The 26,471-nt window shown below is 62.8% G+C and carries 20 protein-coding genes and 3 pseudogenes; 8 read left to right on the top strand and 15 right to left on the bottom strand.

The genetic code is table 11. From position 1 onward, the window contains the following. The first annotated feature begins 139 nt into the window (after positions 1-139). From QA637_RS28245 to QA637_RS28230, 4 genes are read left to right on the top strand one after another with little or no spacing between them, the layout of a single operon-like run. Positions 140-1,633 (top strand): sugar ABC transporter ATP-binding protein, encoded by a 1,494-nt coding sequence (locus tag QA637_RS28245; RefSeq protein WP_283066119.1) that lies wholly within the window; start codon positions 140-142, stop codon positions 1,631-1,633. A gap of 1 nt (position 1,634) precedes the next feature. Further along, complete coding sequence (locus QA637_RS28240; RefSeq protein ID WP_283066117.1) at positions 1,635-2,639, top strand: ABC transporter permease; 1,005 nt, start codon at positions 1,635-1,637, stop codon at positions 2,637-2,639. A gap of 11 nt (positions 2,640-2,650) precedes the next feature. Then, a complete protein-coding gene (locus tag QA637_RS28235) occupies positions 2,651-3,637 on the top strand; it encodes an ABC transporter permease (RefSeq protein WP_153440700.1) in 987 nt (328 codons plus the stop codon). 57 nt (positions 3,638-3,694) lie between these two features. Beyond that, positions 3,695-4,537: a phytanoyl-CoA dioxygenase family protein gene (locus tag QA637_RS28230; RefSeq protein WP_153440701.1), complete on the top strand. Its 843-nt coding sequence runs from the start codon at positions 3,695-3,697 to the stop codon at positions 4,535-4,537. 88 nt (positions 4,538-4,625) lie between these two features. On the opposite strand, the gene QA637_RS28225 is transcribed toward QA637_RS28230, so the two are convergent. From QA637_RS28225 to QA637_RS31080, 8 genes and pseudogenes are all read right to left on the bottom strand, one after another. After that, positions 4,626-5,537 (bottom strand): SMP-30/gluconolactonase/LRE family protein, encoded by a 912-nt coding sequence (locus tag QA637_RS28225; RefSeq protein ID WP_153440702.1) that lies wholly within the window; start codon positions 5,535-5,537, stop codon positions 4,626-4,628. Positions 5,538-5,710: 173 nt separating this feature from the next. Then, positions 5,711-6,250: a transcriptional regulator gene (locus QA637_RS28220; RefSeq protein WP_283066113.1), complete on the bottom strand. Its 540-nt coding sequence runs from the start codon at positions 6,248-6,250 to the stop codon at positions 5,711-5,713. Positions 6,251-6,398: 148 nt separating this feature from the next. Beyond that, positions 6,399-7,076, bottom strand: a complete 678-nt coding sequence (locus QA637_RS28215; RefSeq protein WP_283067396.1) for an NAD-dependent epimerase/dehydratase family protein — start codon at positions 7,074-7,076, stop codon at positions 6,399-6,401. 149 nt (positions 7,077-7,225) lie between these two features. Continuing rightward, positions 7,226-7,411 (bottom strand): annotated as a pseudogene (locus QA637_RS28210) (NAD-dependent epimerase/dehydratase family protein); the annotation flags it as partial. A gap of 92 nt (positions 7,412-7,503) precedes the next feature. Continuing rightward, the gene (locus QA637_RS28205) at positions 7,504-8,268 is read right to left on the bottom strand and encodes a pyrroline-5-carboxylate reductase (protein WP_283066112.1); all 765 of its coding nucleotides are present in this window, start codon (positions 8,266-8,268) and stop codon (positions 7,504-7,506) included. Further along, a pseudogene (locus QA637_RS28200) lies at positions 8,269-8,670 on the bottom strand (GntR family transcriptional regulator); the annotation flags it as partial. It lies immediately after the preceding gene. A gap of 779 nt (positions 8,671-9,449) precedes the next feature. Continuing rightward, positions 9,450-9,809, bottom strand: a complete 360-nt coding sequence (locus QA637_RS28195; protein WP_153440716.1) for an SPW repeat protein — start codon at positions 9,807-9,809, stop codon at positions 9,450-9,452. A gap of 267 nt (positions 9,810-10,076) precedes the next feature. Continuing rightward, positions 10,077-10,181 (bottom strand): annotated as a pseudogene (locus QA637_RS31080) (inositol monophosphatase family protein); the annotation flags it as partial. A 444-nt stretch (positions 10,182-10,625) separates the two neighbouring features. Here QA637_RS31080 and QA637_RS28185 point away from each other — a divergent pair. The 3 genes from QA637_RS28185 (at position 10,626) to QA637_RS28175 (ending at position 15,081) form a co-directional block, all read left to right on the top strand. Further along, the gene (locus QA637_RS28185; RefSeq protein ID WP_184108481.1) at positions 10,626-10,835 is read left to right on the top strand and encodes a dodecin; all 210 of its coding nucleotides are present in this window, start codon (positions 10,626-10,628) and stop codon (positions 10,833-10,835) included. A 306-nt stretch (positions 10,836-11,141) separates the two neighbouring features. Beyond that, entirely contained in the window at positions 11,142-13,028 is a 1,887-nt protein-coding gene (locus QA637_RS28180) for a sigma-54-dependent Fis family transcriptional regulator (RefSeq protein WP_283066109.1), read from the top strand. Positions 13,029-13,278: 250 nt separating this feature from the next. Continuing rightward, on the top strand, positions 13,279-15,081 hold the full coding sequence (locus tag QA637_RS28175; protein ID WP_283066107.1) for an NAD(P)/FAD-dependent oxidoreductase: 1,803 nt from the start codon (positions 13,279-13,281) through the stop codon (positions 15,079-15,081). A 16-nt stretch (positions 15,082-15,097) separates the two neighbouring features. On the opposite strand, the gene QA637_RS28170 is transcribed toward QA637_RS28175, so the two are convergent. After that, positions 15,098-15,274, bottom strand: coding sequence for a hypothetical protein (locus QA637_RS28170; protein ID WP_283066105.1), 177 nt, complete (start codon positions 15,272-15,274; stop codon positions 15,098-15,100). 219 nt (positions 15,275-15,493) lie between these two features. Further along, positions 15,494-17,674: a catalase/peroxidase HPI gene (gene katG / locus QA637_RS28165; protein ID WP_283066104.1), complete on the bottom strand. Its 2,181-nt coding sequence runs from the start codon at positions 17,672-17,674 to the stop codon at positions 15,494-15,496. A 286-nt stretch (positions 17,675-17,960) separates the two neighbouring features. On the opposite strand from katG, the gene QA637_RS28160 reads away from it, so the two are divergent. Then, on the top strand, positions 17,961-18,893 hold the full coding sequence (locus QA637_RS28160) for a hydrogen peroxide-inducible genes activator (protein WP_283066102.1): 933 nt from the start codon (positions 17,961-17,963) through the stop codon (positions 18,891-18,893). A 161-nt stretch (positions 18,894-19,054) separates the two neighbouring features. Here QA637_RS28160 and QA637_RS28155 read toward each other — a convergent pair whose 3' ends face one another. The 5 genes from QA637_RS28155 to QA637_RS28135 form a co-directional block, all read right to left on the bottom strand. Further along, complete coding sequence (locus QA637_RS28155) at positions 19,055-21,271, bottom strand: xanthine dehydrogenase family protein molybdopterin-binding subunit (RefSeq protein ID WP_283066100.1); 2,217 nt, start codon at positions 21,269-21,271, stop codon at positions 19,055-19,057. A gap of 3 nt (positions 21,272-21,274) precedes the next feature. Continuing rightward, positions 21,275-21,733 carry a (2Fe-2S)-binding protein gene (locus tag QA637_RS28150; RefSeq protein WP_283066099.1) on the bottom strand — a complete coding sequence of 153 codons (459 nt, stop codon included), beginning with the start codon at positions 21,731-21,733 and terminating at the stop codon, positions 21,275-21,277. A 226-nt stretch (positions 21,734-21,959) separates the two neighbouring features. Next, the gene (locus tag QA637_RS28145; protein WP_283066098.1) at positions 21,960-22,916 is read right to left on the bottom strand and encodes an AraC family transcriptional regulator; all 957 of its coding nucleotides are present in this window, start codon (positions 22,914-22,916) and stop codon (positions 21,960-21,962) included. Between the two features lie 127 nt (positions 22,917-23,043). After that, the gene (locus tag QA637_RS28140) at positions 23,044-24,414 is read right to left on the bottom strand and encodes a sigma-54-dependent transcriptional regulator (protein WP_283066096.1); all 1,371 of its coding nucleotides are present in this window, start codon (positions 24,412-24,414) and stop codon (positions 23,044-23,046) included. Continuing rightward, the gene (locus tag QA637_RS28135) at positions 24,411-26,279 is read right to left on the bottom strand and encodes a sensor histidine kinase (protein WP_283066094.1); all 1,869 of its coding nucleotides are present in this window, start codon (positions 26,277-26,279) and stop codon (positions 24,411-24,413) included. The genes QA637_RS28140 and QA637_RS28135 overlap by 4 nt, the downstream gene beginning before the upstream one ends. Between the last annotated feature and the right edge of the window lie 192 nt (positions 26,280-26,471).

Raw genomic sequence — 26,471 nt, 5'->3', positions numbered from 1 at the left:
CTTATCCCGGCCGGCGCGGCAATGCCGCTCCGGCCATTGGCGCGATGCAACGAAAGCTCGGCGTGATACAATCAGCTATGCCCAGGCGGCAATTGTCGGCGGTCGGCGGCAGAAGACAGATCGGCATCCGGAGGGACTAATGCTTCTGTCCATGCAGGGCATTTCCAAGTCGTTCAATGGCATTCCCGCGCTGCGCTCGGCGTCGCTCGAAGTGGGCGAAGCCGAGGTGATGGCGCTTGTCGGGCAGAACGGCGCCGGCAAGTCGACACTGATCAAGATTCTCACCGGCGCCTACCGGCGGGACGAGGGGTCGATCGTCTTTGGCGGAAACGAGGTCTCTTTCTCGATGCCTGCGGAGAGCCAGGCCCAGGGTATCGCGACCATCTACCAGGAGATCAACCTCGCGCCGCAACGTTCCGTTGCCGAAAACATCTATCTGTCGCGCGAGCCGCGCCGGTACGGCTTGATCGATCGCCGGGCAATGCGAGAGGGTGCCACTGCGGTCCTTAGAACCTTCAACCTGGAGATCGATGTCGAGGCGCCGGTCGCGCGCTTCAGCGCCGCCACCCGTCAGATGGTGGCGATCGCCCGGGCCGTCACGCAAAACGCGCGGCTGGTCATCATGGACGAACCGACCTCGTCTCTCGATGAGCGGGAAGTGGCCATTCTTTTCGAGACGATCCGAACGCTGAAGCGCCGCGGCGTCTCGGTCATCTTCATCGGCCATCGTCTCGACGAGCTCTACCGGATCTGCGACCGCGTCACTATCATGCGTGACGGGAAGACCGTCGCCACGAGCGCAATGGCGGACATGCCCAAGCTGGCCCTGGTGCGGCACATGCTGGGAAAGGAGCTTGCGGCTTTCGAGGCGATCGCGAAGGACGCCGACGAGAGCACGCAGAGATCCGTGCGATTGTCGGTAGAGAATGCCGGCTCCGGCGTCCGTGTCCGCGATGTCAGCCTTACGGTTCGCGAAGGGGAAATCTCAGGCCTTGCCGGCTTGCTCGGCTCCGGCCGAACAGAAACCGCGAACCTGATCTTCGGCGCCGATCGGATGGAACGCGGCGAAATCCGCTACGATGGCGAACCGCGCTCGTATCGCCAGCCCGCGGACGCCATCGCCGACGGCATTGGGCTCGTTTCCGAAGACCGGAAGGTCGACGGCATCATCCCCGACATGAGCATCCGCGAAAACATGACGCTCGCGCTTTTGCCGAAACTGAACCGCGCCGGCATCATCGACCATGCACGCCAGGACGAAATCGTCGAGCGCTATATCTTGGCGCTCGGGATCAAATGCGCCTCGCCCGACCAGCCGATCAAGGAACTTTCCGGCGGCAACCAGCAGAAGGTCCTGCTGGGCCGATGGCTCTGCACGGATCCGAAGCTCTTGATCGTCGACGAGCCGACCCGCGGCATCGACATCGGCGCGAAATCGGAAATCCTCCGCCTCTTGCGTCGGCTCGCCGATGAAGGTCTGGGGGTCCTGATGATTTCGTCGGAACTCGAGGAACTGTTGGCCGCAGCCGACCAGGTTACCGTCCTCAGCGACGGAACCTCGGTTGCCGTCCTCCCGCGCAAGGACTTGAGCGAGGCGGCGCTTTTCGCCGCCATGGCGCACCAGGTGGAATAGCATGACGACGATCGAAACGCAGGCCGGCGCAAACACCGTCCCCTCGGGCAAACGTTTCTTCAGTTTGGCCGGGCGCTACGGCACATTCGCCGCCTTCCTTGCGCTGATCCTGTTCAACGTCGTCTTCACGCCGAACTCCCTGTCGCTGCAGACGCTCAACGTCAATCTCACCCAGGTTGCGACCATCGTGATCGTCGCGATCGGCATGACGTTGGTGATCGCCACCGGCGGCATCGATCTCTCCGTCGGCTCGCTGATGGCGATTGCCGGCGCCCTTGCACCGATGATCTTCATGGGAACGCTCTTTCCGATTGCCAACATGCCGGTCGCGGTGGCGCTTGCGCTCGTTATGCCGGTCGCCGTCACCGGACTGCTCGGTCTGTTCAACGGCTTTCTGGTCACCCGCTTTGCGATCCAGCCGATCATCGCGACGCTCGTGCTCTTTATCGCCGGCCGCGGCATCGCGCAGGTCATGACCAACGGCAACCTGCAGGTTTTCAGGAACGAAGGTTTCCAGTTCATCGCGATGGGACGCGTCGCCGGCATTCCCGCGCAGGTGATCCTGATGGCGGTGATCGCGGCGATAGCCTGGGCGGCGATCCGCTACACGGTCTTCGGGCGGCAGATCATCGCGGTCGGCGGCAACGAGAAGGCAGCCCGGCTAACCGGCATTCCCGTGCACCGCGTCAAGCTCTTCGTCTACATGATCAGCGGCGCGCTTGCGGGGGTTGCCGGCCTGATCGTCGTCGCGCGCAATTCCGCGAGCGACGCCAACCTCGTCGGTCTCGGCATGGAGCTCGATGCGATCGCCGCAGTCGCCGTCGGCGGCACGCTGCTGACCGGAGGCCGGGCGAATATCATCGGCACGGTGATCGGCGCGCTGGTCATCCAGCTCGTGCGCTACACCCTGCTTGCCAACGGTGTCCCCGACGCCGCCGCGCTGATCGTCAAGGCGGCTCTGATCGTGCTTGCGGTGTTCATCCAGCAGCGCGCCGGAAAGTCGTGAAGGAGGTATCGATGAACGCGTTGCTCAAGGCTCTTGCGCTCAGATCTCCCGGCGACATGGCTCGTCTCGGCGTCATCCTGGCGCTGCTCGGCCTGATCCTGTTCGGAGCGCTGCGCTACGACAATTTCCTGTCTCAATACAACATCCTGAGCTTCCTGCGTTACAACTCGATGTTCGCCCTGATCGCGCTCGGCATGGCCTTCGTCATCATGACCGGCGGCATCGATCTCTCCGTCGGCGGCGCGGCGGCCATGGCGAGCGTTATCGCGGCGCTGTTGTCGCCCCATCACTGGGCGGCAGGTCTTTTCGGCGGTATCGCGGCGGGCCTTGCCGTCGGCGCGCTCAACGGCTTCATCGTCACCGCCATGCGCATCCAGCCCTTTATCGCGACGCTCGCGACCATGCTTGCGGCCTACGGGACCGCCTTGCTGCTTGCCGGCAATCAGTCGGTTTCGGTTTCCTACGACAGCGGCTTCACGGAGATTGGCCAGGGCGATTTTTTGGGCTTTCCCATCCCGGCCTGGATTGGCCTTCTCGCCTATATCGCCGGATGGCTGGTGCTGGAGCGCCTGCCCATCGGCCGTCACATGCTGGCGATCGGCGGCGGCGAGGCGACGGCTGCGCTGATGGGTCTCAAGGTCAGGCGAACGCTCATCGCCGTCTATCTCGGCTCCGGCGCGCTGGCGGGGCTTGCCGGAGTCATACTTGCTTCGCAGTTCGGCGCCGGTCAGCCTACCGAAGGTGTCGGCTGGGAACTCTTTGCGATCGCCTCCGTGGTGGTCGGCGGCACGCTTTTGACCGGCGGCTCCGGCTCCGTCGGCGCGACGCTGGCGGGCGCGCTGCTGCTGGCGATGGTGTTCAACATCCTGAATTTCGAGAACGGCCTCGGGTGGATTTCGCTTTCCGCCTATTGGCAATCCGTCATCCGGGGCGGCTTTCTACTCATCGTCGTTGTCCTTCAGGCACGATTAATGTCGCGCCGAGAGGAAAAGGCATGAGGCGTGGTCGAGACCGACGCTCCGCGCCGGGGAGACCCGAAACGAAGAGGAGATGCAATGCAAACGGCAAATACACACGAAGCTGACTTTGATTTCGCTGCGGCCGTCGAAACCCTGCAGCGGGACGGCGTCACCGGGCTGAAAGGTGCCTTCTCGCGTGAATGGGCGGAGGCGATGCGCGAGGACATGATGACAGCGTTCTGGTCCGCCATTCAGCGGCCGGGCGGCGCCGTCGGTCGTGGCCCGCGGCGTTGGTATGTCGAGATACATCCGCAGGATTTTTCCGGCTTCGTCGATCTCGTTACCCACCCCTTTGTCGTCGGCATGTGCGAGGCGGTTCTCGGCCCCGACTACCAGATCGTCGAAATCGGTTTCGACGTGCCGTTTCAAGGCGCCAAATACCAGCCGTGGCATCGCGACTTCCCTTCGCCGCCCGACACCTATGTCGAGCATCGCATCACTTCGCTTGCCTTCAACCTGACGGGCGTCGACGTCACCGAGGACATGGGCCCGTTCGAGGTCGCTCCGGGCACACAATGGCTCGACGGTCGCGAATGGAAACACGAGATGTTTCCGCCCAAGGAAGAGTGGCCCGAGTTTCAGAAGCTCGCGACCCGCAAATATCCGAAGCTCGGCGATATTTCGTGCCGCTCCGCGCTCACCATCCATCGCGGGACGGAGCACGGCTCGCCGATCGCCCGCCCCGTCATGGTTCTCGGCGCCGACGCACCCGGCGCAGGCCACGCGGAATTGCACGACATGATGGTGACCAAGGACTATTACGACGCCCTGCCGGAGGCGGTGAAGAAACATCTGGTGTGCAGGGTTGTCGAAGAGTTGATCCCGGTCACTCAGAAGCATGATATCGAAGGTTTGGTGATGGGTTCGACACCGACCTGATCGCCTTGCAACACGCAGCGCCGCGCGCCTTATCAGACGAGCGCCTTGAGGGCTTGGCGACTTCAACGGGCGATCGCGTGGTGCCCGTTTACGGACGCTGCGCGCCGTTCGTCTTCACATAGATCGAATAGAGCGACTGGGTGGCGGTGATGAAGAGGCGGTTCTTCTTCGGGCCGCCGAAGGTGAGGTTCGATACCGTCTGCGGCACCAGGATCTTGCCGAGCAGCTTGCCATCCGGTGCAAAGCAATGGACTCCGTCGGCCGCGCTGCACCACAGGTTCCCGACAACGTCAAAGCGGAAGCCGTCCGGATTGCCGCTGTCGATGGAGCAGAAATAGCTGCCGTTGCCCAGTGTGCCATCTCCGGCCACATCGAAAACTCGGATATGGCTCGGGACCTCATGCTCGGCCGATCCGGAGTCGGCGATATAGAGCCGCTTTTCATCTGGCGAGAAGGCGAGGCCGTTCGGCTGGATGAAATCGGTGACCACGGCGACGATTGCGCCCGACACGGGGTCGATGCGATAGACGTTACGCGTCTCCTGTTCGGGCTCTGCCTTGTGGCCTTCATAGTCCGAGATGATGCCGTAGGTCGGGTCGGTGAACCAGATCGAGCCGTCGGAGCGCACGACAACGTCATTTGGCGAGTTCAGCCGCTTGCCCAGGTAGCTGTCGGCGAGCACGGTAATGCGGCCGTCATATTCGGTGCGCGTCACGCGCCGCCCTCCGTGTTCACAGGAGATCAGCCGGCCCTGAAGGTCACGCGTATTGCCATTCACATAATTGGAGGGTGAGCGGAAGACCGAGGCGTGCCCTTCCGGCGACCAGCGCATCATCCGGTCGTTTGGAATATCGCTCCAGATCAGACAATTGAGGTCGGAAAACCAGACCGGCCCTTCCGCCCAACGGCAGCCGCGATAGAGCTCTTCCAGCGCGGCGCTGCCAACGATCAGGGAAATAAAACGTTCGTCGCGGATGTCGTAAAGCGGGTTTTCGGCCAAAGCGCTATTCCTCCCACGTCCTGCTGCCATTTCGCAGCGTCAAATCACACGGGGCCCACCGGCCCGGCTGCGCACAGCGATTGTGTCTGAGGAGTATCAATCTCATTGCTGACACTCAAGCAAGCGCGCGTGCGCCGCGCTCACTCATGGATATCTTTTTCCCCAGATGGTCGTCATGACTTCGAAGCCAGAGCAGTCGCCTCCTGTCTGATGAGCCGCCAGCGTTCCAACTCGAGCATGGCATCGGGGAGGGCGCGGTGGGGCCTTGTCGCTGGCTGCGTACGCGCCGTGACCGCTGACACGATTTCAGCAACGACCGTCTCGGCTACGTCGCGACCAAGCACAGCTCTCGCGGCGTCGGCAAAGGCGTCATCGGACACGTTGAGCCGAAGAGCATGCCGCGGAAAACCCGCGGCTCGCAGGAGCACGCTGAGCCACTTGCCATCCCAGGACGGCGCGCTCGCATACAACCGGTGGCCGGACAGGCTCTCCACCATTTCGGCCGCGATGATGTCGACGGATACACCCTCCGTCTCGAGTTGGCTTCTCGATATCCCGTGCACGGCTTCAGCCTCCGCGGCCCAATCGTCCCATGCGGCAGCCGGGCGGATAAGGCTCGTCCGCGCGTCGCCATTCTCGAACACCCAGGCGACTTCAATCGGAAAGCTGTTTTTCGCAAGCGACGATGCTTCGAAGTCCAGGAACACGATCATTCAAGCTACCTAGAGCCGTCTTGGCGCATGCATCCCCGCATTAAGCCCAACCGGCGCGGCTCGGTCAGGGCACGCAACTGAGCACATCGCTTTCCGGTTCGATCAACCATTTCCGCAAATGATGGTGGCGAGGGAACCCAAGAGGCCATCAAATGGAAATGTGCTTCACGCCGGCTGTTGCAAGCGCTTGATCATCGACAGCATAGTCAAAGTAGTGCGCAGGATACGCGGCGAGCTGGGGAAGCACCTCCCGCCAGTCCCGGTCTTGCGTCGCTGCGATCAGCCAGCGCACGGCGCGCCCGACTCCTTCTGCATAGGTTGCTGTGCTCGGAACAGAAGAGGCGCAGACGATCGGCTTTTCGACCGACCACGGCGTTACGCCGCGGGTCGGAGGATAGGGCACGTCGGGAAGCCCCAGAAGATCGGCATGCCGGTCCATGGAATCCATGATCGCGCGAGCAATTTCAGCGACCGTCGGCGCGTCGGCGTCCACGACGTTCAGCACCTGCGACTGGTCGGAGTTCAGCGAGAAACACACCGCCTCAGCGATCGCCTGCGTCGAGGTCGTCTGAAACCGGCTACGCCCGCCATAGGCAAGCGGGATGCGCCTGCGACCATCGAGCAGACGCTTTACGAACCACCATTCCCTCGCGTGCTTGCTGTAAGGCCCGTGGATCGCGCAGGGTCGCAAGATCGTGACCTTAGAGCTCGCTCCATGCAGGATACGACGTTCGATCGCGGCTTTCTCGTTGAATAGGTCTGTGGTCCCGGTTCCACCGTGCGGTGATTCTCGTAGATCGGCACCGGAAAGGCGGGAAAGCCGCACTGACTTGCCTCGTCGAGCGTCCGGCCCTGCGCGTCGCAGTAAACGCTGGCGCTGGAGATCACAGCCAGGCGCCCGAAATTATCCTGTAGCTCCAGCAACTGATCGGCATGTCGTTGGTCAAAGGCGATGCAGTCGAGTAGAAGATCCGCTCCGCCCGAAAGCGCTTTGCGAAATGCATCGCGGTCCTCGCGATCTACGCCAACGTGCTGCCACGGACCAGAGATTGGCGGCGGCGCTCGACTGACCAGCCGAACCTCCCAACCGTCGCGGGCGAGGCGCTCCGCCACGGCAAGCCCGATCTGACCGGCCCCTCCGATGATGGAAGCAGTGGACATGACCATATGATTTCATACTGCGGGATTGGCGTCCATGCATGGTAGTTCCGATTGTCGTTATCATGCGGAAGCGGTCGTGAGCTTGCGCCGTGTTATCCTTGGACACGGCGCAGCACCCGCTCGAGCGCATCGGTCAGCACCCGTGTTCCGCCGCGGTCGAAATCTTCGAAAACCTGCTCGTTCAAGCCGCCTGGCGTCGAAAACTCACGCCTTAAAATGTCCAATGGCGTTTGATCGGCGCTGACCGCTGTCTGCGCCAGACTGGCAAAGAGCGGCGCCAGATAGCTACGTGCCTTCTCGCGGGCCATACCCTTCTCAGCCAGCCAATCGGTCGTGCGATCAAGGATGCCGAAGTAGGTTCCCATCAGGGAACTGGCGACGGCGAGCAGGTCATATTCGTCCTTCGTCTCGCATTCCACTGCACGGCCGATCGCGGCGAAGATCGCGGCAATCCGGGAGTTGGGCGGGTAGATCGCGGTAACGCCTTGCCGATCGGCGACGAAGGGGAGCGGGATCGCCTGGGTGAGTTCGACCTCTTCCCCGATCCAGGTCACGAGCTTCGAACGATCCGTTGCCGCGATGACGCTGACGATGGTCTGGCCCTGCCGGAACGCCAGTCCGCCGATAACCTCTTCCGCGATCTGCGGCCGGACGGCGAGAAACAGGATGTCGGTGTTATCGACGACTTCCTGATTGTTCTTGGCGATCCGCACCGACGGAAACCGGCCCGCGAGCCGCGCGGCGGTCTCGCGGTTGCGCGGCGAGACGAGGATCTCCGCGACATCAAGATCGGAGCCGGCGATACCCGTTACCATCGCCTCGGTAATCGCACCTGTGCCAACGAAACCGATACGCATCTATTCCGCTGCCTTTCGCCGCCCGAGTGAGACGCCCGTCGTGTAGTTCTCGCGCATGAAGTCGATGAAGTTCTGCTGGAATTGGCGCGTGTGGGCGTGGGCCAGCTCGTCGGCGAGGTCGACGTTCTTCGCCCGGATCGCCTCGAGCATCTGGTTGTGCTCGTCGGTCAGGAGATAGCCTTCATGTGTCCGCTCCAGATATTCGAAATGCAAGTGCAGCATGCGCTGGCCCTGGTTCAACAGCCGCTCGTAGAACGAAGCAAGGTAGAGATTCTTGCCGGCATGGGCGATCGCCAGGTGGAATTGCTTGTTCGCTTCCGACATCTGCAGGTGGTTGCCGGTTTTCACGGCCGCCTCGAATTCCTTCTGCCGCCTGGCGATCGCCTTCAGATCGGCGTCGGAGATGTCGGTGCCAAACACGTTACCTTCGAATCCACCTTTCCAAACGTCCTCCTTTTCAGCCCATTGAGCACGGTTCAGGAGTGCCGGTTTCTTTTGCATGCATGTTCCTCTTGATGTCTCGAAACCTCTTCAACATGACAATGCTTCCTAAAGGTACGTTGAGGTCAACGGCTGATTTCAACGTTCCGGTCACTTGGTCGGAATTCCAGTCGCTGCGTGCCTCCGCCGCCAATTTGAGGCTTCTGAGGTAAAGCCGAGTCCCACAGGAGCCGCCACCTGAGGTGAAGGTCCACATCGGGGCCTGGCTGCCGAGCGGTTGACAGAGGGGATGCAGGTGGGCGCGGGATGGCTTGAGAACTGTGGCTCCGCGGCGACCGCAAGATTTTATCAGGAAAGAGATCGGGTCGGGCGGAGCTCTTCACATCTTGATGGGGAGAAGGCCATCGCAGCTTCCAAGAGGCACCTGACGGCCTCTCAGGCGGGAAGTATCGCCGCAGCCGCAGGCGTCTCGAGATGCGTTCCATGCATTTCTCGCCCCGCTATCTCGGTCGAGAGCAATTGTTGTTGGACGAGTTTCGGAGGGGACTTACCACAGGACTCGCCACCCTCTGACTACAGCGCCGCGCGTCTTTTCAGACGCACAAAGGACGCTGTAGCCCTTTGAGAAATCATGCTGTCTCATGCATGTCGCCCAAAAGTATGCAGCCGTGTCGGGACAGCGACATGCAAGAAAGCCATGGCCTAACGCGTCGCATCAGTCCGATTGAACGCGACGCGCTTCAGGCATGCGACTGTGGGTGGCGATAGTCCCAGACAGCCCAGGCCGACAGTGCCGCGACGAGCACGCCAAGAATGACGTGTGTCCACATCGCGTTCATGTTTGCCATAAAGCCGAGCAGCCAGGGAGAAACGATCAGCCAAAGGCCGATCACCATGTTCACCCATTCCTCCCATTCTGCGAAGGCTGAAAGCGCAGCAATCGCCAGCGCGCCGAGTACGATGCCGGCGATCCAGGCATTCCAGGTCGGCACGGCGTCAACCGCAAAACCGATGACCCAGGGAGAGAGGAACAAGCACACCCCAAGGACCAGGTTGGCCCAGTCCTGAGCCCTTTTTCCCGCAATGAGAGTGTTTGGCATGACAACCTCCACGTATGAAGTTTGGCCAAAGCGTCACCCTCGCGTGCGCCTGACGTTTCAGCTCCGCTGCATCGGTCGCACGGTCGCTGTAACGCTTTGAATTGCTAGGTTAATTTTACGCTCAAATCGAGCTCAATTCAAGAATCCCGCAACCCACGGATTTTATGGATTGTTCACCCGAAACCCGCGGCTCAGTTCCCTGATACCGTGGTTGACGTGTTTGTCCCGGCGGATAACCATCGCCAGCGAGCACAGCGGCCGCACCGTTCAGAGACTCGCCAACTTCCTCAGGTCGTCGATCGCGCCCGGAGCCGCGGCGAGAACGGCGGCGCCCTTGGTCAGACGCTCGCCCGCGACGGGGAAGGACAGGTATCAGCCGCCCGCTGATGATGGCAATGCCGAACTCCTTGAAGCCGATTGACCACATCGCCCAGCCGGCCGAGCGATCGCCCGGGAGGCGGTGACATGGCTCGGCAAGGAGAGCGCGGAAGATCCTTCCGCGCCAAATCATCGGTTTGACTGAACGCCGATCTCGCCTGGCGCTCCTCCGTCTGTGGCGGGTAGGCTCCGCAAATTCCGAACGCGCCGGCTGGCAATCGCGATCTAACGGGCGCATGCTGGCCGCTATCGCCCTCGATGATTGGCGATGTGAGCGCGCCGTCGCACTCTTCGCTGCTCGAGGGCGGTCTTCGGAATACTGCGTGTTTAAATCGGAGCCGATTTAAACATGCAGCAATTCAGAGTGCTGCAGCGACCGTTCTGCGCCTGAAAAGGCGCACGGCGCTGCAGGATCAATCAGAACCCGAGGAGGTTGCTGTGAGCGGGCACGTCTACAAGAAGATAGAGTTGATCGGAAGTTCAGAGGCCTCGGTTACCGACGCCATCGAAACGGCGATTTCACGCGCCTCGAAAACCATGCGCAATCTCGACTGGTTCGAGGTCGACCAGATTCGGGGGCAGATCGTCAACGGGGAGGTGGCGCATTATCAGGTCGTTATGAAGGTGGGCTTCCGCCTCGATGATTGATGCGCGCGGCCGATGGCATCCGGTGCCGGCGACCCTTGCTTAAAAGAGGGCCCTCCCCAACCCAACAAGGGGGGAGGGGCTTACGATGCAGCGCCCGCTCCGTCTCGGCCCTGACGGTTCCATGGTTTGAGGGTGCTGGAAATTGGCACCTGCGTTGGCCGCGCGTGCCAAACTCCTCCCCCCTTGTGGCCCCTTGTGGGGAGGGGTCTCGATTTCGGACGTACCGTAGCCGGTCCCCTTCCTTTACATTTCGGCTTCTCATGCGCACACTCCCGCCCCAGGAAGGCGTTCCGTTGGGAGGCGGTCATGTTTTCACATTCCGACCATATCCGCGAAATCGAGCGCGTCGGCCGTGGCCTTCCGAGCAGTCGCGACGATATGGTCGTCAAATCCTGGCGGCGCTGCCTGGAACATCACCGCCTCGACCCGGCGCAGGCTTGCGAGGCCTATATCGTACCGGAGACGCGGCTCAAGGAGCATCGCCAGCAATCGGAAGACCTGATCACCATCGCCCGCTCCGGTCTCGAGCATCTGTTCCGGCAGGTGGCGGGGCAGAACTATGTGCTCCTGCTCTCCGACCGGCAGGGCGTGACCGTCGAGTTCCTTGGCGACCCGCTCTTCAACAACAGCCTTCGCAAGGCGGGCCTCTATCTCGGTTCCGAATGGTCCGAATGGCGCGCCGGAACTTGCGCCGTCGGCGCCTGCATCGAGACGGGCGAGGCGTTGACGATCCATCAGACCGACCACTTCGACAACACGCACACGCCGCTCTCCTGCACGGCGGCGCCGATCTACGACATCCACGGCGAACTTTCGGCCGTCCTCGACATCTCGCTGTTGAGCTCACCGATCCTGAAGGCAAGCCAGAACCTGGCGCTTCATCTCGTCACCGCCAGCGCAAGGCGGATCGAGCTCGCCAATCTCATGGCTCAGGCTCGGCACCAATGGGTGCTGCGTTTCTCGCGCTCGCCGGAATTCCTCGACGTCGATCCGGAGGCGGCGATCTCGATCGATGGTCTTGGGCGGATTGCCGGCATGACCCATGGCGGGGCGAAGATCCTCGCCCGATCGACCGGGCTTGACTGGCGTGATCCGCGCCAGCTCATCGGCGAGCCGGTATCGCGCTTCCTCGACCTGGAGATCGACGACCTTCCCGAGCTCACGCGCCGCCGGCCGACGCAGGAGCGGCTCGTTTTCGCCCGCGACGGCAATGCGCTCTTTGCCCATGCCATCGAGCCGCATTCCGGCATCCGCGCGCCGGGCGTCTCGCGCGCCCAGATCCCGCCGCCGCTGCGCCGGCTCGGCGGCGATGCGCCCGAAATCGTCGCATTGCAGGCAAAGGCCGCGAAACTCGCCCGCACGGGGCTGCCGATCCTCATCCAGGGCGAGACCGGGACGGGCAAGGAATACCTGGCGCGCGCCATCCACGAGGGCAGCGGCCTCAACGGCCGATTCGTCGCCATCAATTGCGCGGCAATCCCCGAGCAACTGATCGAGAGCGAGCTCTTCGGCTATCTGCCGGGCGCCTTCACCGGCGCGTCCGCCAAAGGCCGCAAGGGCCTGATCGAGCAGGCGGACGGCGGCACGCTTTTTCTTGACGAGATCGGCGACATGCCTCTTGGACTGCAAAGCCGCCTGCTCCGGGTGCTGGCCGAGCGCGAAGTGCTTCCGGTCGGAGGCACGGTGCCGCGACCGGTCCAGATCAGGATCGTTTCGGCCTCGCATCGGCCGTTGCAGGCGCTGGTCTCGCAAGGCGCCTTTCGAGAGGATCTCTATTACCGGCTGAACGCTGCAACGCTCTCGGTCCCGCCGCTGAGAGACAGACGGGATTTCGACTGGGTGCTGGAGCAGATCCTGAAGCGGCATTCCGGTGCTCAAGGTGATCTGGCGTTCTCTCCGGCCGCGTTGGTCGCCCTCAAGGCGCATGATTGGCCGGGAAACATTCGCGAACTCGACAACGCCGTCGCGGTTGCGGCGGCGCTAGCCGAAGGCTCTGTCATCGAAGTTTGCGATCTTCCGGACTATCTCGTAGCGAAGATCGAGCCGGACGAGGCTGGCAATGCGGGGACGGCGTTGAGCCTGATGCTCGACGCCTGCAACTGGAACATTTCCGAGGCGGCCCGCCGTCTAGGCCTCGATCGCTCGACGGTGCATCGGCAGATCAGGCGCTATCACCTGAAGCCGCATCGGTAAGAGTGGCGTCACCCGATCCTGGAGGGCACCTGCAACAGGTCGGGCGCCTCACTTGTGGCGACTGCATCGAGGCGTGCAACAGTCCTAATTCCTCCTGTTCCTGAAAACATTGCGGTTTTCCTGGCTGCGACGCTTGGCACGGCCATTGCACATCGCTGTTCGACTGCAGCGGCAGCGCTGCGCAGAAGCACCCTCGCCGGCGGATGAGGAGTCGCCCGCGAGCCAGGCCAAACGAAGAGGAGGAGATCTCATGCTTGAAGAAAGTCCCAGCACCCGCATCGACAGCGCGCTCGCCAAGCTCGGCAGGGCGATCGAACAGGGCGATATCGAGGCCGCCGTCAACCTGTTCCAGGCGGATTGCTACTGGCGCGACCTCGTCACGTTTACCTGGAACATCAGGACGATGGAGGGGCGGGACCAGATCCGCGACATGCTGACGAGCCAGCTCGCAGTGGTGAAGCCGGCGCAGTTTCGTCAGGACGCGAACGAACAGGCGAGCGGCGCAGACGGCGTAACCGACGGATGGTTCGAATTCGAGACGGACGTGGCGCGGGGCTACGGCCATATCCGGTTGAAAAACGGCCTGATCTGGACGCTTCTCACGACGATGACAGAGCTTAAAGGGTACGAGGAGCCGAAAGGCCTCAGGCGACCACTCGGCGCCGAGCATGGTCACGACCCCAATCGCCGGACGTGGAAGGAAAAGCGCGAGCGGGAGGCGGCCGAGCTCGGCTATGCGGCGCAACCCTATGTCGTCATCATCGGCGGCGGCCAGGGCGGCATCGCACTCGGCGCGCGGCTGCGGCAACTGAACGTGCCCGCGATCATCATCGAGAAGAACGAACGCCCGGGCGACAGCTGGCGCAGGCGCTACAAGTCGCTCTGCCTGCACGATCCGGTCTGGTACGACCATCTGCCTTACATCCCTTTCCCGGAGAACTGGCCGGTCTTCGCGCCGAAGGACAAGATCGGCGACTGGCTGGAGATGTATACCAGGGTGATGGAGCTCAACTACTGGGGCTCGACCACCTGCAAGTCCGCCAAGTACGACGAGGAGGCGAAGGAGTGGTCGGTGGTCGTCGAGCGCAACGGCGAGGAAGTCCTGCTTCGGCCGAAGCAGCTCGTGCTCGCGACCGGCATTTCGGGCAAGCCGAACATTCCGAAACTCAAGGGCCAGGACGTCTTCAAAGGCGAACAGCAGCATTCGTCTGAGCATCCGGGTCCGGATGCCTATCGCGACAAGAAGGTGGTCGTTATCGGCTCCAACAATTCCGCGCATGATATCTGCGCGGCGCTTTGGGAAGGCGGCGCCGATGTCACGATGGTGCAGCGTTCGTCGACGCACATCGTGCGTTCGGACACGCTGATGGATATCGGGCTCGGGGACCTCTATTCCGAGCGGGCGGTTGCCGCCGGCATGACGACGCGCAAGGCGGACCTGATCTTCGCATCGCTGCCCTATCGGATCATGCACGAGTTCCAGATTCCGCTTTACGAGAAGATGCGCGAGCGCGACGCCAAGTTCTATGCCGATCTGGAAAAGGCCGGCTTCATGCTCGACTGGGGCGCCGACGGTTCCGGCCTGTTCATGAAATATCTGCGCCGTGGGTCCGGCTACTACATCGACGTCGGCGCCTGCGATCTCGTCATCGACGGCAGCATCAAGCTGAAATCGGGCTCTGACGTCAGCCACCTGACGGAAGATGCCGTCGTCCTGAAGGACGGCACCGAAATTCCGGCCGATCTCGTTGTCTACGCCACCGGTTATGGTTCGATGAACGGTTGGGCGGCCGACCTCATCTCCAAGGAGGTCGCCGACAAGGTCGGCAAGGTCTGGGGCCTCGGCTCCGATACGCCGAAGGATCCGGGTCCCTGGGAGGGCGAGCAGCGTAACATGTGGAAGCCGACGCAGCAGGAGGCGCTCTGGTTCCACGGCGGGAACCTGCACCAGTCGCGGCATTATTCGCAGTATCTTTCACTGCAGCTGAAGGCCCGCTGCGAAGGCATTCCGACGCCGGTCTACGGTCTCCAGGAGCGTCATCACCTCGGTTGATTGGCGATGCTACAGCCTAACTGTCCAGATTGAGCGAAAGCTGTGCGCCGCCACGCTTCAGCACGGGCAGGGGCGGGCTCAATTGAATCCGCCCGAAGATCTGTCTGCGCCGTTCTTCCTCGCGCTCTCGCCGGACGCGAGAAGCAGCAACGACGGCCATGGCGCGGTTTATAACTTCTTCGGCATGGGTCATGATAGCACTCCGAATGTTCACGTTATGTTCTCATTCGGGAACCGCGTTGTCAACCGCCGTCTACAAGCCGCGCGTGAGAATGCCTATCCAGTGGAGCTTTGGTTCAACTTTTCTGGGCTGGTTCACAACCCGATTTACGGGTCCCGGCGAATCGCCGGGACCCGTCCCTCATATTTTTACGCACCGACCCGTACACCGGTACGGCCGATTCGACCCGGATCAGACGAGGTCGAAGCGATCGGCGTTCATCACCTTGTTCCAGGCTGCCACGAAATCGCGCACGAACTTCTTGGGCGAGTCCTGCTGTGCGTAGACTTCCGCGATCGCGCGAAGCACGGAGTTCGAACCGAAGACGAGGTCGACGCGGGTGCCGGTCCACTTCACCTCGCCGCTCTTGCGGTCGCGTCCCTCGTACACGCCCTGGGCATCCGCAGACGCCTTCCACTCCGTGCCCATGTCGAGCAGGTTCACGAAGAAGTCGTTGGTGAGCGTCCCGGGGCGGTTGGTGAAGACGCCGTGCTGGGACTGTCCGACATTCGCGTTCAGCACGCGCAATCCGCCGACGAGAACCGTCATCTCCGGGGCGGTCAGCGTCAGCAGCTGTGCCTTGTCGACCAGCAGCTCCTCTGCCGAAACGGCATATTGAGCCTTCTGGTAGTTGCGGAAACCGTCGGCGATCGGTTCGAGAACGGCGAAGGATTCCACATCGGTCTGCTCCTGCGATGCATCCGTGCGGCCCGGCGCGAAGGGAACTTCCACATCATGTCCGGCGGCTTTGGCTGCCTCCTCGATCGCGGCGGCGCCGCCGAGGACGATCAGGTCGGCGAGCGAAATCTTCTTGCCGCCGGGCTGCGCCTCGTTGAAGGTCTTCTGGATGCCTTCGAGAATCTCCAGCACTTTTGCGAGTTGGACGGGCTGGTTGACTTCCCAGTCCTTCTGGGGCTCAAGGCGGATGCGCGCGCCGTTCGCACCACCACGCTTGTCGGAGCCGCGGAAGGTCGAGGCCGACGCCCAGGCTGTCGAGACCAGTTCGGAGACGGAAAGGCCCGACGCGAGGATCTTGGCCTTCAGGCCGGAAATGTCCGCCGCGTCGACCAGGGGATGATCGACGGCGGGAACCGGATCCTGCCAGATCAGTTCCTCTGCCGGAACCTCCGGGCCGAGATAGCGCGAGCGCGGACCCATGTCGCGATGCGTCAGCTTGAACCACGCCCGGGCAAAGGCGTCAGCGAACTGATCCGGATTCTCGTAGAAGCGCCTTGCGATCTTTTCGTAGGCCGGGTCGGCCCTGATCGCAATGTCGGTGGTCAGCATGGATGGCGCGCGACGCTTCGAGGGGTCGTGCGCATCGGGTATCGAACCGGCGCCCGCACCATGCTTCGGTTGCCACTGATGCGCGCCGGCCGGGCTCTTGGTCAGTTCCCACTCGTAGCCGAACAGGTTCCAGAAGAAATTGTTGCTCCACTTCGTCGGCGTCGAAGTCCAGGTGACTTCAAGGCCGCTGGTGATGGTGTCGCCGCCTTTGCCGCTGCCGTAACCGCTCCTCCAGCCGAGGCCCTGCTCTTCGATGCCGGCGCCTTCGGGTTCCGGGCCGACAAGCGTGGCATCGCCCGCGCCGTGGGTCTTGCCGAAGGTGTGGCCGCCGGCGATGAGGGCGACGGTCTCCTCGTCGTTCATGGCCATGCGGGAGAAGGTCTCGCGGATGTCGCGGGCGGCCGCGATCGGATCGGGGTTACCGTTCGGTCCTTCCGGGTTGACGTAGATCAGGCCCATCTGCACGGCAGCAAGGGGATTTTCCAACTCGCGATCACCCGTGTAGCGCTTGTCACCGAGCCACTCGGTCTCCAAGCCCCAATAGATGTCTTCCTCCGGCTCCCAGACGTCGGCACGGCCGCCGCCGAAGCCGAAGGTCTTGAAGCCCATCGATTCCAGCGCACAGTTCCCGGCGAGAATCATCAGGTCGGCCCAGGAGATGCTGTTGCCGTATTTCTGCTTGATCGGCCAGAGCAGCCGCCGCGCCTTGTCGAGGTTGGCGTTGTCCGGCCAGCTGTTGAGCGGCGCAAAGCGCTGCGTGCCGGAGGACGCGCCGCCGCGGCCATCGCCGGTGCGGTAGGTGCCCGCGCTATGCCAGGCCATGCGGATGAGAAGCGGACCGTAATGACCGAAGTCGGCCGGCCACCAGTCCTGGCTGTCCGTCATCAGAGCATAGAGATCCTGTTTGACGGCATTCAGGTCGAGCTTCTTGAACTCCTCGGCATAGTTGAACGCCTCGTCCATCGGATCGGAGAGCGTCGAATTCTGGTGAAGAATTTTGAGGTTCAACTGGTTGGGCCACCAGTCGCGGTTCGACGTGCCGTGCACGACTGGGCAGCGGCCCGTTTTTTCGGCTTTTGCGTCCATCTTTGTCTCCCATTGCGATTGCGCGAATTTCGCTGGTTCGGTTTCATGGCCAGCGCGAGCGCCAGGCACATGGAATGTTCTCTGCTTGAGGCCCCTCTGGGAAAAGGCCCTCTGACAAAACAGCCTCGGGTACCTACGTTCTGAAGGGTCAGGACGCCGATAACCGTCCCGCCGTCGGAATTCGAGGCGGTGATGCGGCTGCATCTCCTCTGAAGCTTAATCACTCTAGCAAAAGGGTTCCATTAATTTAAGTTGGATTTCCTGATCGCTGCGATAAGGTGAAGTTATGATCAATTTCACACTCAAGCAGCTTCGCTATTTCGAGGCATTGGCGCGATACGGCCATTTCGGGCGCGCGGCGGATGCCTGCGCAATCTCTCAACCCGCATTGTCGGTGCAGATCAAGGAACTGGAGGAAGCACTGGGCACGGAGCTCTTTGAACGAGGCGCGCGCCAGGTGCGGCTCAGCAGTTTCGGAGAGGTGCTTGCCCAGCGCGTGCGCGACATCCTGCGCTTGGTCGATGAACTTGCCGACCTGGCGCGCGCCTCGCAGGACCGGCTGGCAGGACGGCTGCGGATCGGCGTCATTCCGACGGTCGCGCCCTACCTGCTGCCCAGGATTATAGGCAATCTCACCCGCATGTATGACGGGCTCGATATCAACGTGCGCGAGACGCTGACGTCGAAGCTGGTTCAGGACCTGTTGGAGGGCCGGCTCGACACAGCCATCGTGGCACTGCCGATATCCGAACCGTCCTTGACCGAGGTTGCGCTCTTCGAGGAGAATTTTGTGCTGGTTCGGCCGGATGACGACGATGGAAAGCCGGTGCCCAGTCGCGAAAGCTTGCGTGAAATGCGACTGCTTCTGCTTGAGGAGGGCCATTGCTTTCGCGACCAGGCCCTGTCCTTCTGCAATATGCGCTCGGCGCTGCCGCGGGAATTGCTGGACGGCAGCTCCCTGTCCACGCTGGTCCAGATGGTCAGCGCCGGCATCGGTGTCACGCTGATCCCGGAGATGGCCGTACCGGTGGAAACGCGCTCGGCGTCGGTGTCTGTTGCCCGCTTCGAGAGCCCCCAGCCCTCGCGCACGATCGGCATGATCTGGCGCAAGACGAGCCCCTTGGCCAAGCAGCTCCTGCAGATTTCAGAAGTCGTTCGCCAATGCGCGGATACGATGCCGGCGAGATCCGGATCGGCGATGAGAGCAGCGTCTGATTGAATCGTTGTTACGACTGCGATCACCGGGCGACGCCCCCTCTGCCCGGCAGGGCAGAGGGGGTGTCAACGCCGCCGCGTTCCAAATTTCCGCCGCTGCAGCATGATCCGATTGCGTTTGGATTGCGCCGATGCCCGGCCAGAGTGGCGGCCGGGCATCGGAGACTATGCGTTGAGCGATTTTGAGAACGGCATGACGCGGATCCGCTTGCCGAGCGCCTTGTAAGCGGCATTGGCAACGGCCGGGCCGATCGGCGGAACCCCAGGTTCGCCGATGCCGGAGGGCGGATTGGCCGAGGGCACGATATGAACTTCGACCTTCGGCATGGAGTCGATCCTGAGCGGCGTATAGACGTCGAAATTGCCCTGATCGACCTTGCCGTCCGTCAGCGTGATTTCCTCGCCCAGAATGGCGCCGAGCCCGAAGCCGATGCCGCCCTCGACCTGCGCGCGGACCTGGTCCGGGTTGATCGCCAGACCGCAATCAACGGCGGCGACCACGCGTTCGACCTTGATGCCGCCATTCCCGTCCGGCGATACCTCGGCGATCTGTGCCACCACGGAGCCGAAGCTTTCTGCGAGGGCGACACCGCGAAAGCGGCCTTCGGGCAACGGCTTCTGCCATTCCGCCTTTTCCGCCGCCAGCTTGAGCACGGTTGCGTGGCGCGACTCTGGCTCGAGCAAGGACAGACGGAATTCCACCGGATCGCGTCCCGCCGCTTCAGCTACCTCGTCGAGGAAGGTTTCGGCGGCAAAGGCGGTATGCGTGGAGCCGACCGAACGCCACCAGAGAACGGGAACACCGACGTCGGTGGTCGTGAGGCCGACTGTCTGGTTCGGGATGCCATAGGGCAGGTTGCTCGCCCCTTCGACCGACGTCGGGTCGACCCCGTTCTTGACCATCCCCTCGAACGCCGTCTTCGCCATGATGGACTGGCCGACGATGTGATTGTTCCAGGCGACGAGCTTTCCGTCCGCATCGATGCCAGCCTTGAGGGTGTGTACATAGGCGGGGCGATAGCGGCCCGCGCGCATGTCGTCCTCGCGCGTCCACTGCACCTTTACCGGGGCACGGAAGCCGATCGCCTTCGCCGCATGCACGGCCTCGACGACGACATCGCCGTCGAAGACGGCCCGTCGGCCGAAGCTGCCGCCCGACTTCATGACGTTCAGGCGGACCTTGTCGGGGGCGATCCCGGCGATCTCGCCGGCAAGCTTCTGGTAGACGTCCGGGAACTGGTGCCCGCCCCAGACCTCGAGCGTGCCGTCCTCATTCATGCGCGCGACGGCATTCAGCGGCTCCAGGGCGGCGTGCGCGAGATAGGGGAACTCGAAGCTCGCTTCGATGACCTTCGCAGCCTGGGCAAAGGCGGCATCGGCGTCGCCCTCCTTGCGGGCAACCGCCGCCGGGGTCTTTTTCGCGAGATCACGGTACGTGGACATGACCGCCTGCGTGCCGCGCTTTTCCGCAGCCGTGTCGTCCCACTCTACCTTGACCGCTTCGCGTCCCTTAATCGCCGCCCACATGTGTTCGCCAATCACCGCGATGCCCCGCGGGGTTTCGACGACGTCGACTACGCCCTTGATGCCGCGGGCGGCAGAGGGGTCGAAGGACTTCGCCTTCGCGCCGAAGAGGGGCGGGTGGATCATCACGGCCGTCAGCATGCCGGGCAGCTTGACGTCGATCGTGTATTGCTCCGTCCCGTTCGTTTTGCGGGCGCTGTCGAAACGCTTCAGGCCGGCATTGCCGATCAGCTTCCAGTCGCCCGGCTGTTTGAGCTTCACATCTGTCGGCGCCGGCATCGCCGCCGCCTTGGCGGCAAAGACGCCAAAGCCGCCGCTCTTGCCCGAGGGATGAGCAAGAATGCCGTTCTCGACGGTGATTTCCGCCGCATCGACGCCCCACTCGGAGGCCGCCGCAGCGACAAGCATGGCGCGGGCCGCGGCACCCGCCTTGCGATAGCGCTCCCACGAGGATGCCATCGAGGTCGAACCTCCGGTTGCCTGGATTGCACCGCCGAAGGCGAGATTGCCGTAGGCCTTGATATTGCCGGCGGCACCCTTCACGTCAATCGCCGACCAGTCGGCATCGAGTTCTTCCGCTACCAGCGTGGCGAGGCCGTTATAGGATCCTTGCCCCATCTCGAACTGCGACGAAAGGACGGTCACCTTTCCATCGCCGTCGATTATCAGATAGGGCGAAAAGGAATGCGCGCCCTCTGCCGACGTTGTCTCGGCGGCCGCCGCCGGCGATGCATGCAGGAGGTGGAAGCCGACGGCGATGCCGGTGCCGGCAGCGAGCGCGCCAATGAGGAACTGCCGCCGCGACGCCTCAACCCGTGCAGCGGGGAGGGTAACCGATTGCATCAGTCTCGGGATCATGGCTCAGCCCTCCAGGCGCTTTGCGGCTTCATGAATGCCGGCTCGGATTCGATGATAGGTGGCGCAACGACAGAGATTGCCCGCCATTGCGGCGTCAATGTCCTCGTCGCTGGGCTTCGGATTGCTGGTCAGAAGATCTGTCGCTGACATGATTTGTCCCGACTGACAGTAGCCGCACTGCGGCACGTCGAGATCGGCCCAGACGGCCTGGACCGCTTCCGCGACCTTGCCCTTGAGCCCCTCGATGGTGGTCACCTCGGCTCCTTCGATGTCGCCGATGAGCGTCTGGCAGGACCGGACTGGCGCGCCATCGACATAGACCGTGCAGGCGCCGCATTGCGCCATGCCGCAACCGAACTTCGTACCTGTCAATCCCACAAGGTCGCGGATCACCCAAAGAAGCGGCATATCCGCCTCGGCTTCGACCGAGTGCTTGACGCCGTTGATCGTCACAATTGCCATGGTGGTCTCCTCGCGTTGGGCGCAACTCTCGGCTTGGGAGATGCCGGTTCATGCGCCGCAGCCATTCGCCAGGCTGCGGCCAGAGCTTAGAAGACCATCCCGCGGCCCGGTAGAGTCGATCCTGTCGGATTGTTGCCTATTCCTGTCGACTTGACGCAATTGTGATCATGGTGACGCCGCCACGTCGAGCCAAGCGAATCGATTTGGGTGCCGCACCGCGCCGTTTCTAGTCGATCGAGTCGCGCCTGTTCGGCTCGCTTGAGTTCAGGATCGACCTGATGTCCCTTATCGGCGGATGGCCGAAAGCACGTCGATATTCCCGGCTGAATTGCGTCGGGCTCTCGTAGCCGACGCGTGTGGCCGCCGTCGCTGCGTCGACCGACTGCGAAAGCATCAGTTCCCGCGCGTGATGCAGCCGAAGGTGCTTCTGGAACTGCAGCGGACTCATCGCGGTCATCGCGCGGAAGTGGTGATGGAGCGTCGATACGCCCATGTTCGCGACTTCCGCCAACTCCTCGACGCGCAACGGCCGGGCATAATTTTCCTTCAGCCATGCCACAGCCTTTGCCACGCGGTTGCTGTTGGTGCCGGCGAGCGCGAAGCGCCGAAGCCGCGCCCCTTGCTCGCCGGTAAGCAGCCGGTAGAGGATCTCGCTATGAATATGATTGGCGAGGAAAGGGATGTCTGCCGGGGAGTTTATGAGCGAAATCAGCCGCAACAGGGCGTCGAACAATTCCGGTGTCGCTTCGCCGACGACGACGCCGAGGTCGCGCTCGGATGTATCCGCCGGCTGTATGTCGTGATCGGTGATGATCCGGCGAAGTTTTTCGAGATCGAGGCGCAGCGTCGCGGCGACATAGGGTTCGCCCTCGCTCGCCTCGCAGATCTGGCCGGTCATCGGCAAGCCGATGGCGGTCACGAAGAAGCAGGACTCGTCGTAGAGGAGCGTTTCGTTGCCGACCTTGACGCGCTTGCTTCCCTTGACGATCAGCGACAGGCTCGGCTCCGAGACACTGGAAAACGGCCCGGCCGGCTCGATGACGCGGTAGAGGACGAGCCCCGGAATCGGGTGGCTATAGCGAGAACCATCCCAGGGCAGTTGCGAGAGCTTGTCGAGAATTCGCGCGCGGAGGGGCGCCGTTTCCTCGCGCAGGTCGCGTTTATGCATGGTTGCGTCGCTCATTGCCGTATCTTTGTTGGGCCGTCTCTTCATTGGCTTTCGATCGTAAAGCTTATCACAGTATTTTGAACTCGACACGATTAGGCAACCGGCGCAAAACTGCCCGTATCGCTTCGGGGATCATCGGGCTTCAGGCGCGATTGTCCGACGGCGCCGGCCGCTCGACATAGTCGGCCCGGTTGATGCCGTGGCGCTGCAGCTTGTCGTAGAACGTCTTGCGCGGAATGCCGAGCGCTTCCAGCGTTTGCTTGACGTCGCCCCGATGCGCCGTCAGGGCTTCCTTCAGGATCTCGGCCTCGTATCGCTCCAGCCGTTCCGGAAGCGAGGTCCCGGCGTCGGCCGCAGGCGGGAGCGGGTTGCCGAGGTTTCCTTCAACACCAAGCGCCACACGCTCCGCAAAATGCGACAGCTCGCGCACATTGCCGGGCCAGGCATGCGACATCAGGTGCTGCTGGACAGCCAGAGACACCGACGGAACGTCACGCTCGAAACGTTCCGCCGCCCGGCTCAGGAAATGCGAGAAGAGCAGCGGAATATCCTCGCGCCGCTCGCGCAGTGGCGGGATCGAAAGCGTTACGACATTCAGCCGGTAGTAGAGGTCTTCACGAAAGTCGCCGCGCTCCGCGGGATCGCCGAGGTCGACCTTGGCGGCGGCAACGACCCGGATGTCGACCGGCCGCGTCTCGTTGGTGCCGAGCGGAGTGATCTCCCGCGCTTCGAGCACGCGCAGCATCTTTACCTGCGTTGCCGGCGGCATCGCCTCGATCTCGTCGAGGAAGAGCGTGCCGCCGCTTGCATGCTCGATCCGGCCGATCCGCTTTTTCACGGCTCCGGTGAAGGCGCCCGGCTCGTGACCAAAGAGCTCGCTTTCGATCACCGTTTCGGGGAGCGCGCCGCAGTTGAGGGCTACGAAATTGCCGTTCCTGCGTCGGCTCCACTGGTGAAGCAGGGTCGCGACCACCTCCTTGCCGCTGCCGGTCTCACCGGCGACAAGCACGTCGACGTCGGTGTCGGCAATGTGTTTCAGCGTCTGTCGCAATCGTTCCATCACCGCTGTCTGGCCGATCAGCGGCAGGCTGTCGGAGGCGGCTTCCGCCGCGCGGCGCAGCGCCCGGTTCTCCATCACCAGGCGGCGCTTCTCCTCGGCGCGGCGCGCGCTCTGGACCAGCCGATCGGCGGCAAAGGGCTTGGCGATAAAATCATAGACCCCATCCTGAATGGCCTGCACGGCCATCGGAATGTCGCCGTGTCCAGTGACCAGAATGACGGGAAGATCCGGGTCGAGGGCCGCCACCTTCTGGAAGAAAGCGAGCCCGTCGAGGCCCGGCATGCGGATATCGCTGATGACGACCCCGTCGAATTCGGGGTTGAGCGCGTCAAGCGCCTCGATGGCGCTGGCGAAGGGCGAGACCGTGAATCCGGCGAGCTCCAGGGTCTGCTGCATCGCCTTGCGCAGGTCGCGGTCGTCGTCGATGAGGAACACGGAAGCGGCGTCGCTCATTGCGCTTGAGCCTTCTTCAAATGGACTGTGAACGTGGTTCCGGAGGCGCTCGTCTCGACCGCGATGTCGCCGCCATAGTCGGCGACGATCTCCTTGGAGATCGCGAGCCCAAGGCCGAGGCCCTCGTCCTTCGAGGTGTTGAAGGGTGTGAAAAGCTCATCGCGGATATCCTCCGGAATGCCGGGACCATTGTCCGCGACCGTCAGTTCGATGCCACGCCCGGTTTCCGCGCACCGCACGCTGATCTCGCCGTTCTCGGCGCCGCCGAGCGCTTCCAGCGCATTCTGGAGAAGGTTGATCAGCACCTGTTCCAGGCGAATGCGATTGCCCATGGCTTTGAGCCCATTCGGGGGAAAAGAGATCCTGATCGTGTCCATGCGACCGGCAAAGCGGCTGCGAAGCAGAAGCATCGCCCCTTCGATGACGTCGCGCATCTCGGTCGGCTCGGCGACGAAGTTTCCCTTGCGGGCGAACCGGCGCAACTCGTCGGTGATTGTTCCGACGCGCTCGGTAAGCTCGGCGATGCTGGTGAGGTTTTCCGCCGCGGTCGCGCTTTGGCCGCGATCGAGAAAGGTGCGGGCGTTGTCGGCATAGGCGCGGATCGTGGCGACGGGCTGGTTGATTTCGTGCGCGACGCCGGCGGCGACCTGCCCGAGGATCGCCAGCCGGTTGGCCTGCACGAGGTCCTGCTGAACGGCCTGCAGCTTTTCGGTCGTCTGCCGATGATCGGCGATTTCCGTTTCGAGCCGATCGCGGGCCATGGTGAGGTCACGCGTCCGCTCCTCGACGCGCGCCTCCAGCTCGTTGCGTGCTGCGCGTTCCGTCGCCGAACGCAGAGCGATCGTCTGGCGCCGGCGCATGAGAAAGGCCGCCAGCGCAAGCAGGGGAACCAGGATCGCGAGCATTTCAAGCCTTGCATCGCGTGCGCCGGCCGACAGTGCCGGGGTAAGCGGCGACAATTGCTCCAGCCGCCAGTTCGTCGACGGCACCATCGTTTCGACGCGCAGGAACATCTCGGGGCGGCTGCCCGGGAGCAGGGCATTGAGGGTGGAGGAACCGTCGGCCTCTGCTTCGACCTGGCTGAAGGGTAGCGGCAGCAAGGGCGCATCGCCGAATTGCAGGCTTTCGCGGATCGATGCCAGACGCTCCTCGGGAATCTGCTTCGTCGTCATGAAGCGCCAGGAGGGGATGCTGGTGATGATGACGATTCCTCGCCGGTCGGTGACGTAGACGGGCTTGCCCGTGCCCGCCCAATCCGCTTCGACTCCGTCGAACTCGAGCTTGGCGACGATCACTCCGATCGGCCCCGCCGGCCCGTCGATCCGCCGCGAAATATAGAGGCCCGGCCGCTTGCTGACCGTACCCATGGCGAAATGCTCCGCCTGGCCATCGCGGATCGCCAGCCGGAAATAGTCGCGAAAACCATAATTGCTTCCGACGAAACTCGTCGGCTCCCGCCAATTGCTCGCGGCGATAGCGACGCCGTCCAGCCCGATCAGATAGACGACCGCTGCGCCGGCACTTGCGGCAAGCTCTTCGAGCTTGCGGTTGATCTGGTCGAGTGAGCGCGCGTCCGGCGTCAGAAGCGACTGGCGGATCGCCGTGTCGTCGGCGAGCACCAGCGGCAGCGCGCGCTGTTTTTCGACGACGGCACGCAGCAGCGATGCCTTGAGGCTGGCATCGATACGGCTTTGTTCAGCGAGCGCGCCGAGCGCATTTGTCCGGCCATATTCGCCTGCGGCGAGGAAGCCGAACGCAAGTAGCGCGACCGCGACGAGCGCGAAGATCGACCACGACCGCCGGGCGCGGCGCTGGAGATCGCCCAGATCATTTTTGAGGGGAATGGTCATGGCGACATTGTGCATCTTTTCGCCCAGCCTGCCAATTCATCTGTGCGGATTTCCGCCCACTTCAGTGTGGATTCACGGACGCTGAGAATTAAAGAGCTTAAGAATCAACAAGTTGTTCGCGCGCCTCCAATTTGGCACGCCCATTGCAGTTCCCTCCGCATGACAGCGGGTGCTGTCGTTCTTCGGAAAAGTGGCCTGGGAGGCCCG

It is taken from the genome of Sinorhizobium terangae (assembly GCF_029714365.1).
Classification (GTDB): domain Bacteria; phylum Pseudomonadota; class Alphaproteobacteria; order Rhizobiales; family Rhizobiaceae; genus Sinorhizobium; species Sinorhizobium terangae.
Note: the sequence above shows the minus strand (reverse complement) of the source record. Positions and strands in the feature narration are given on the sequence as shown.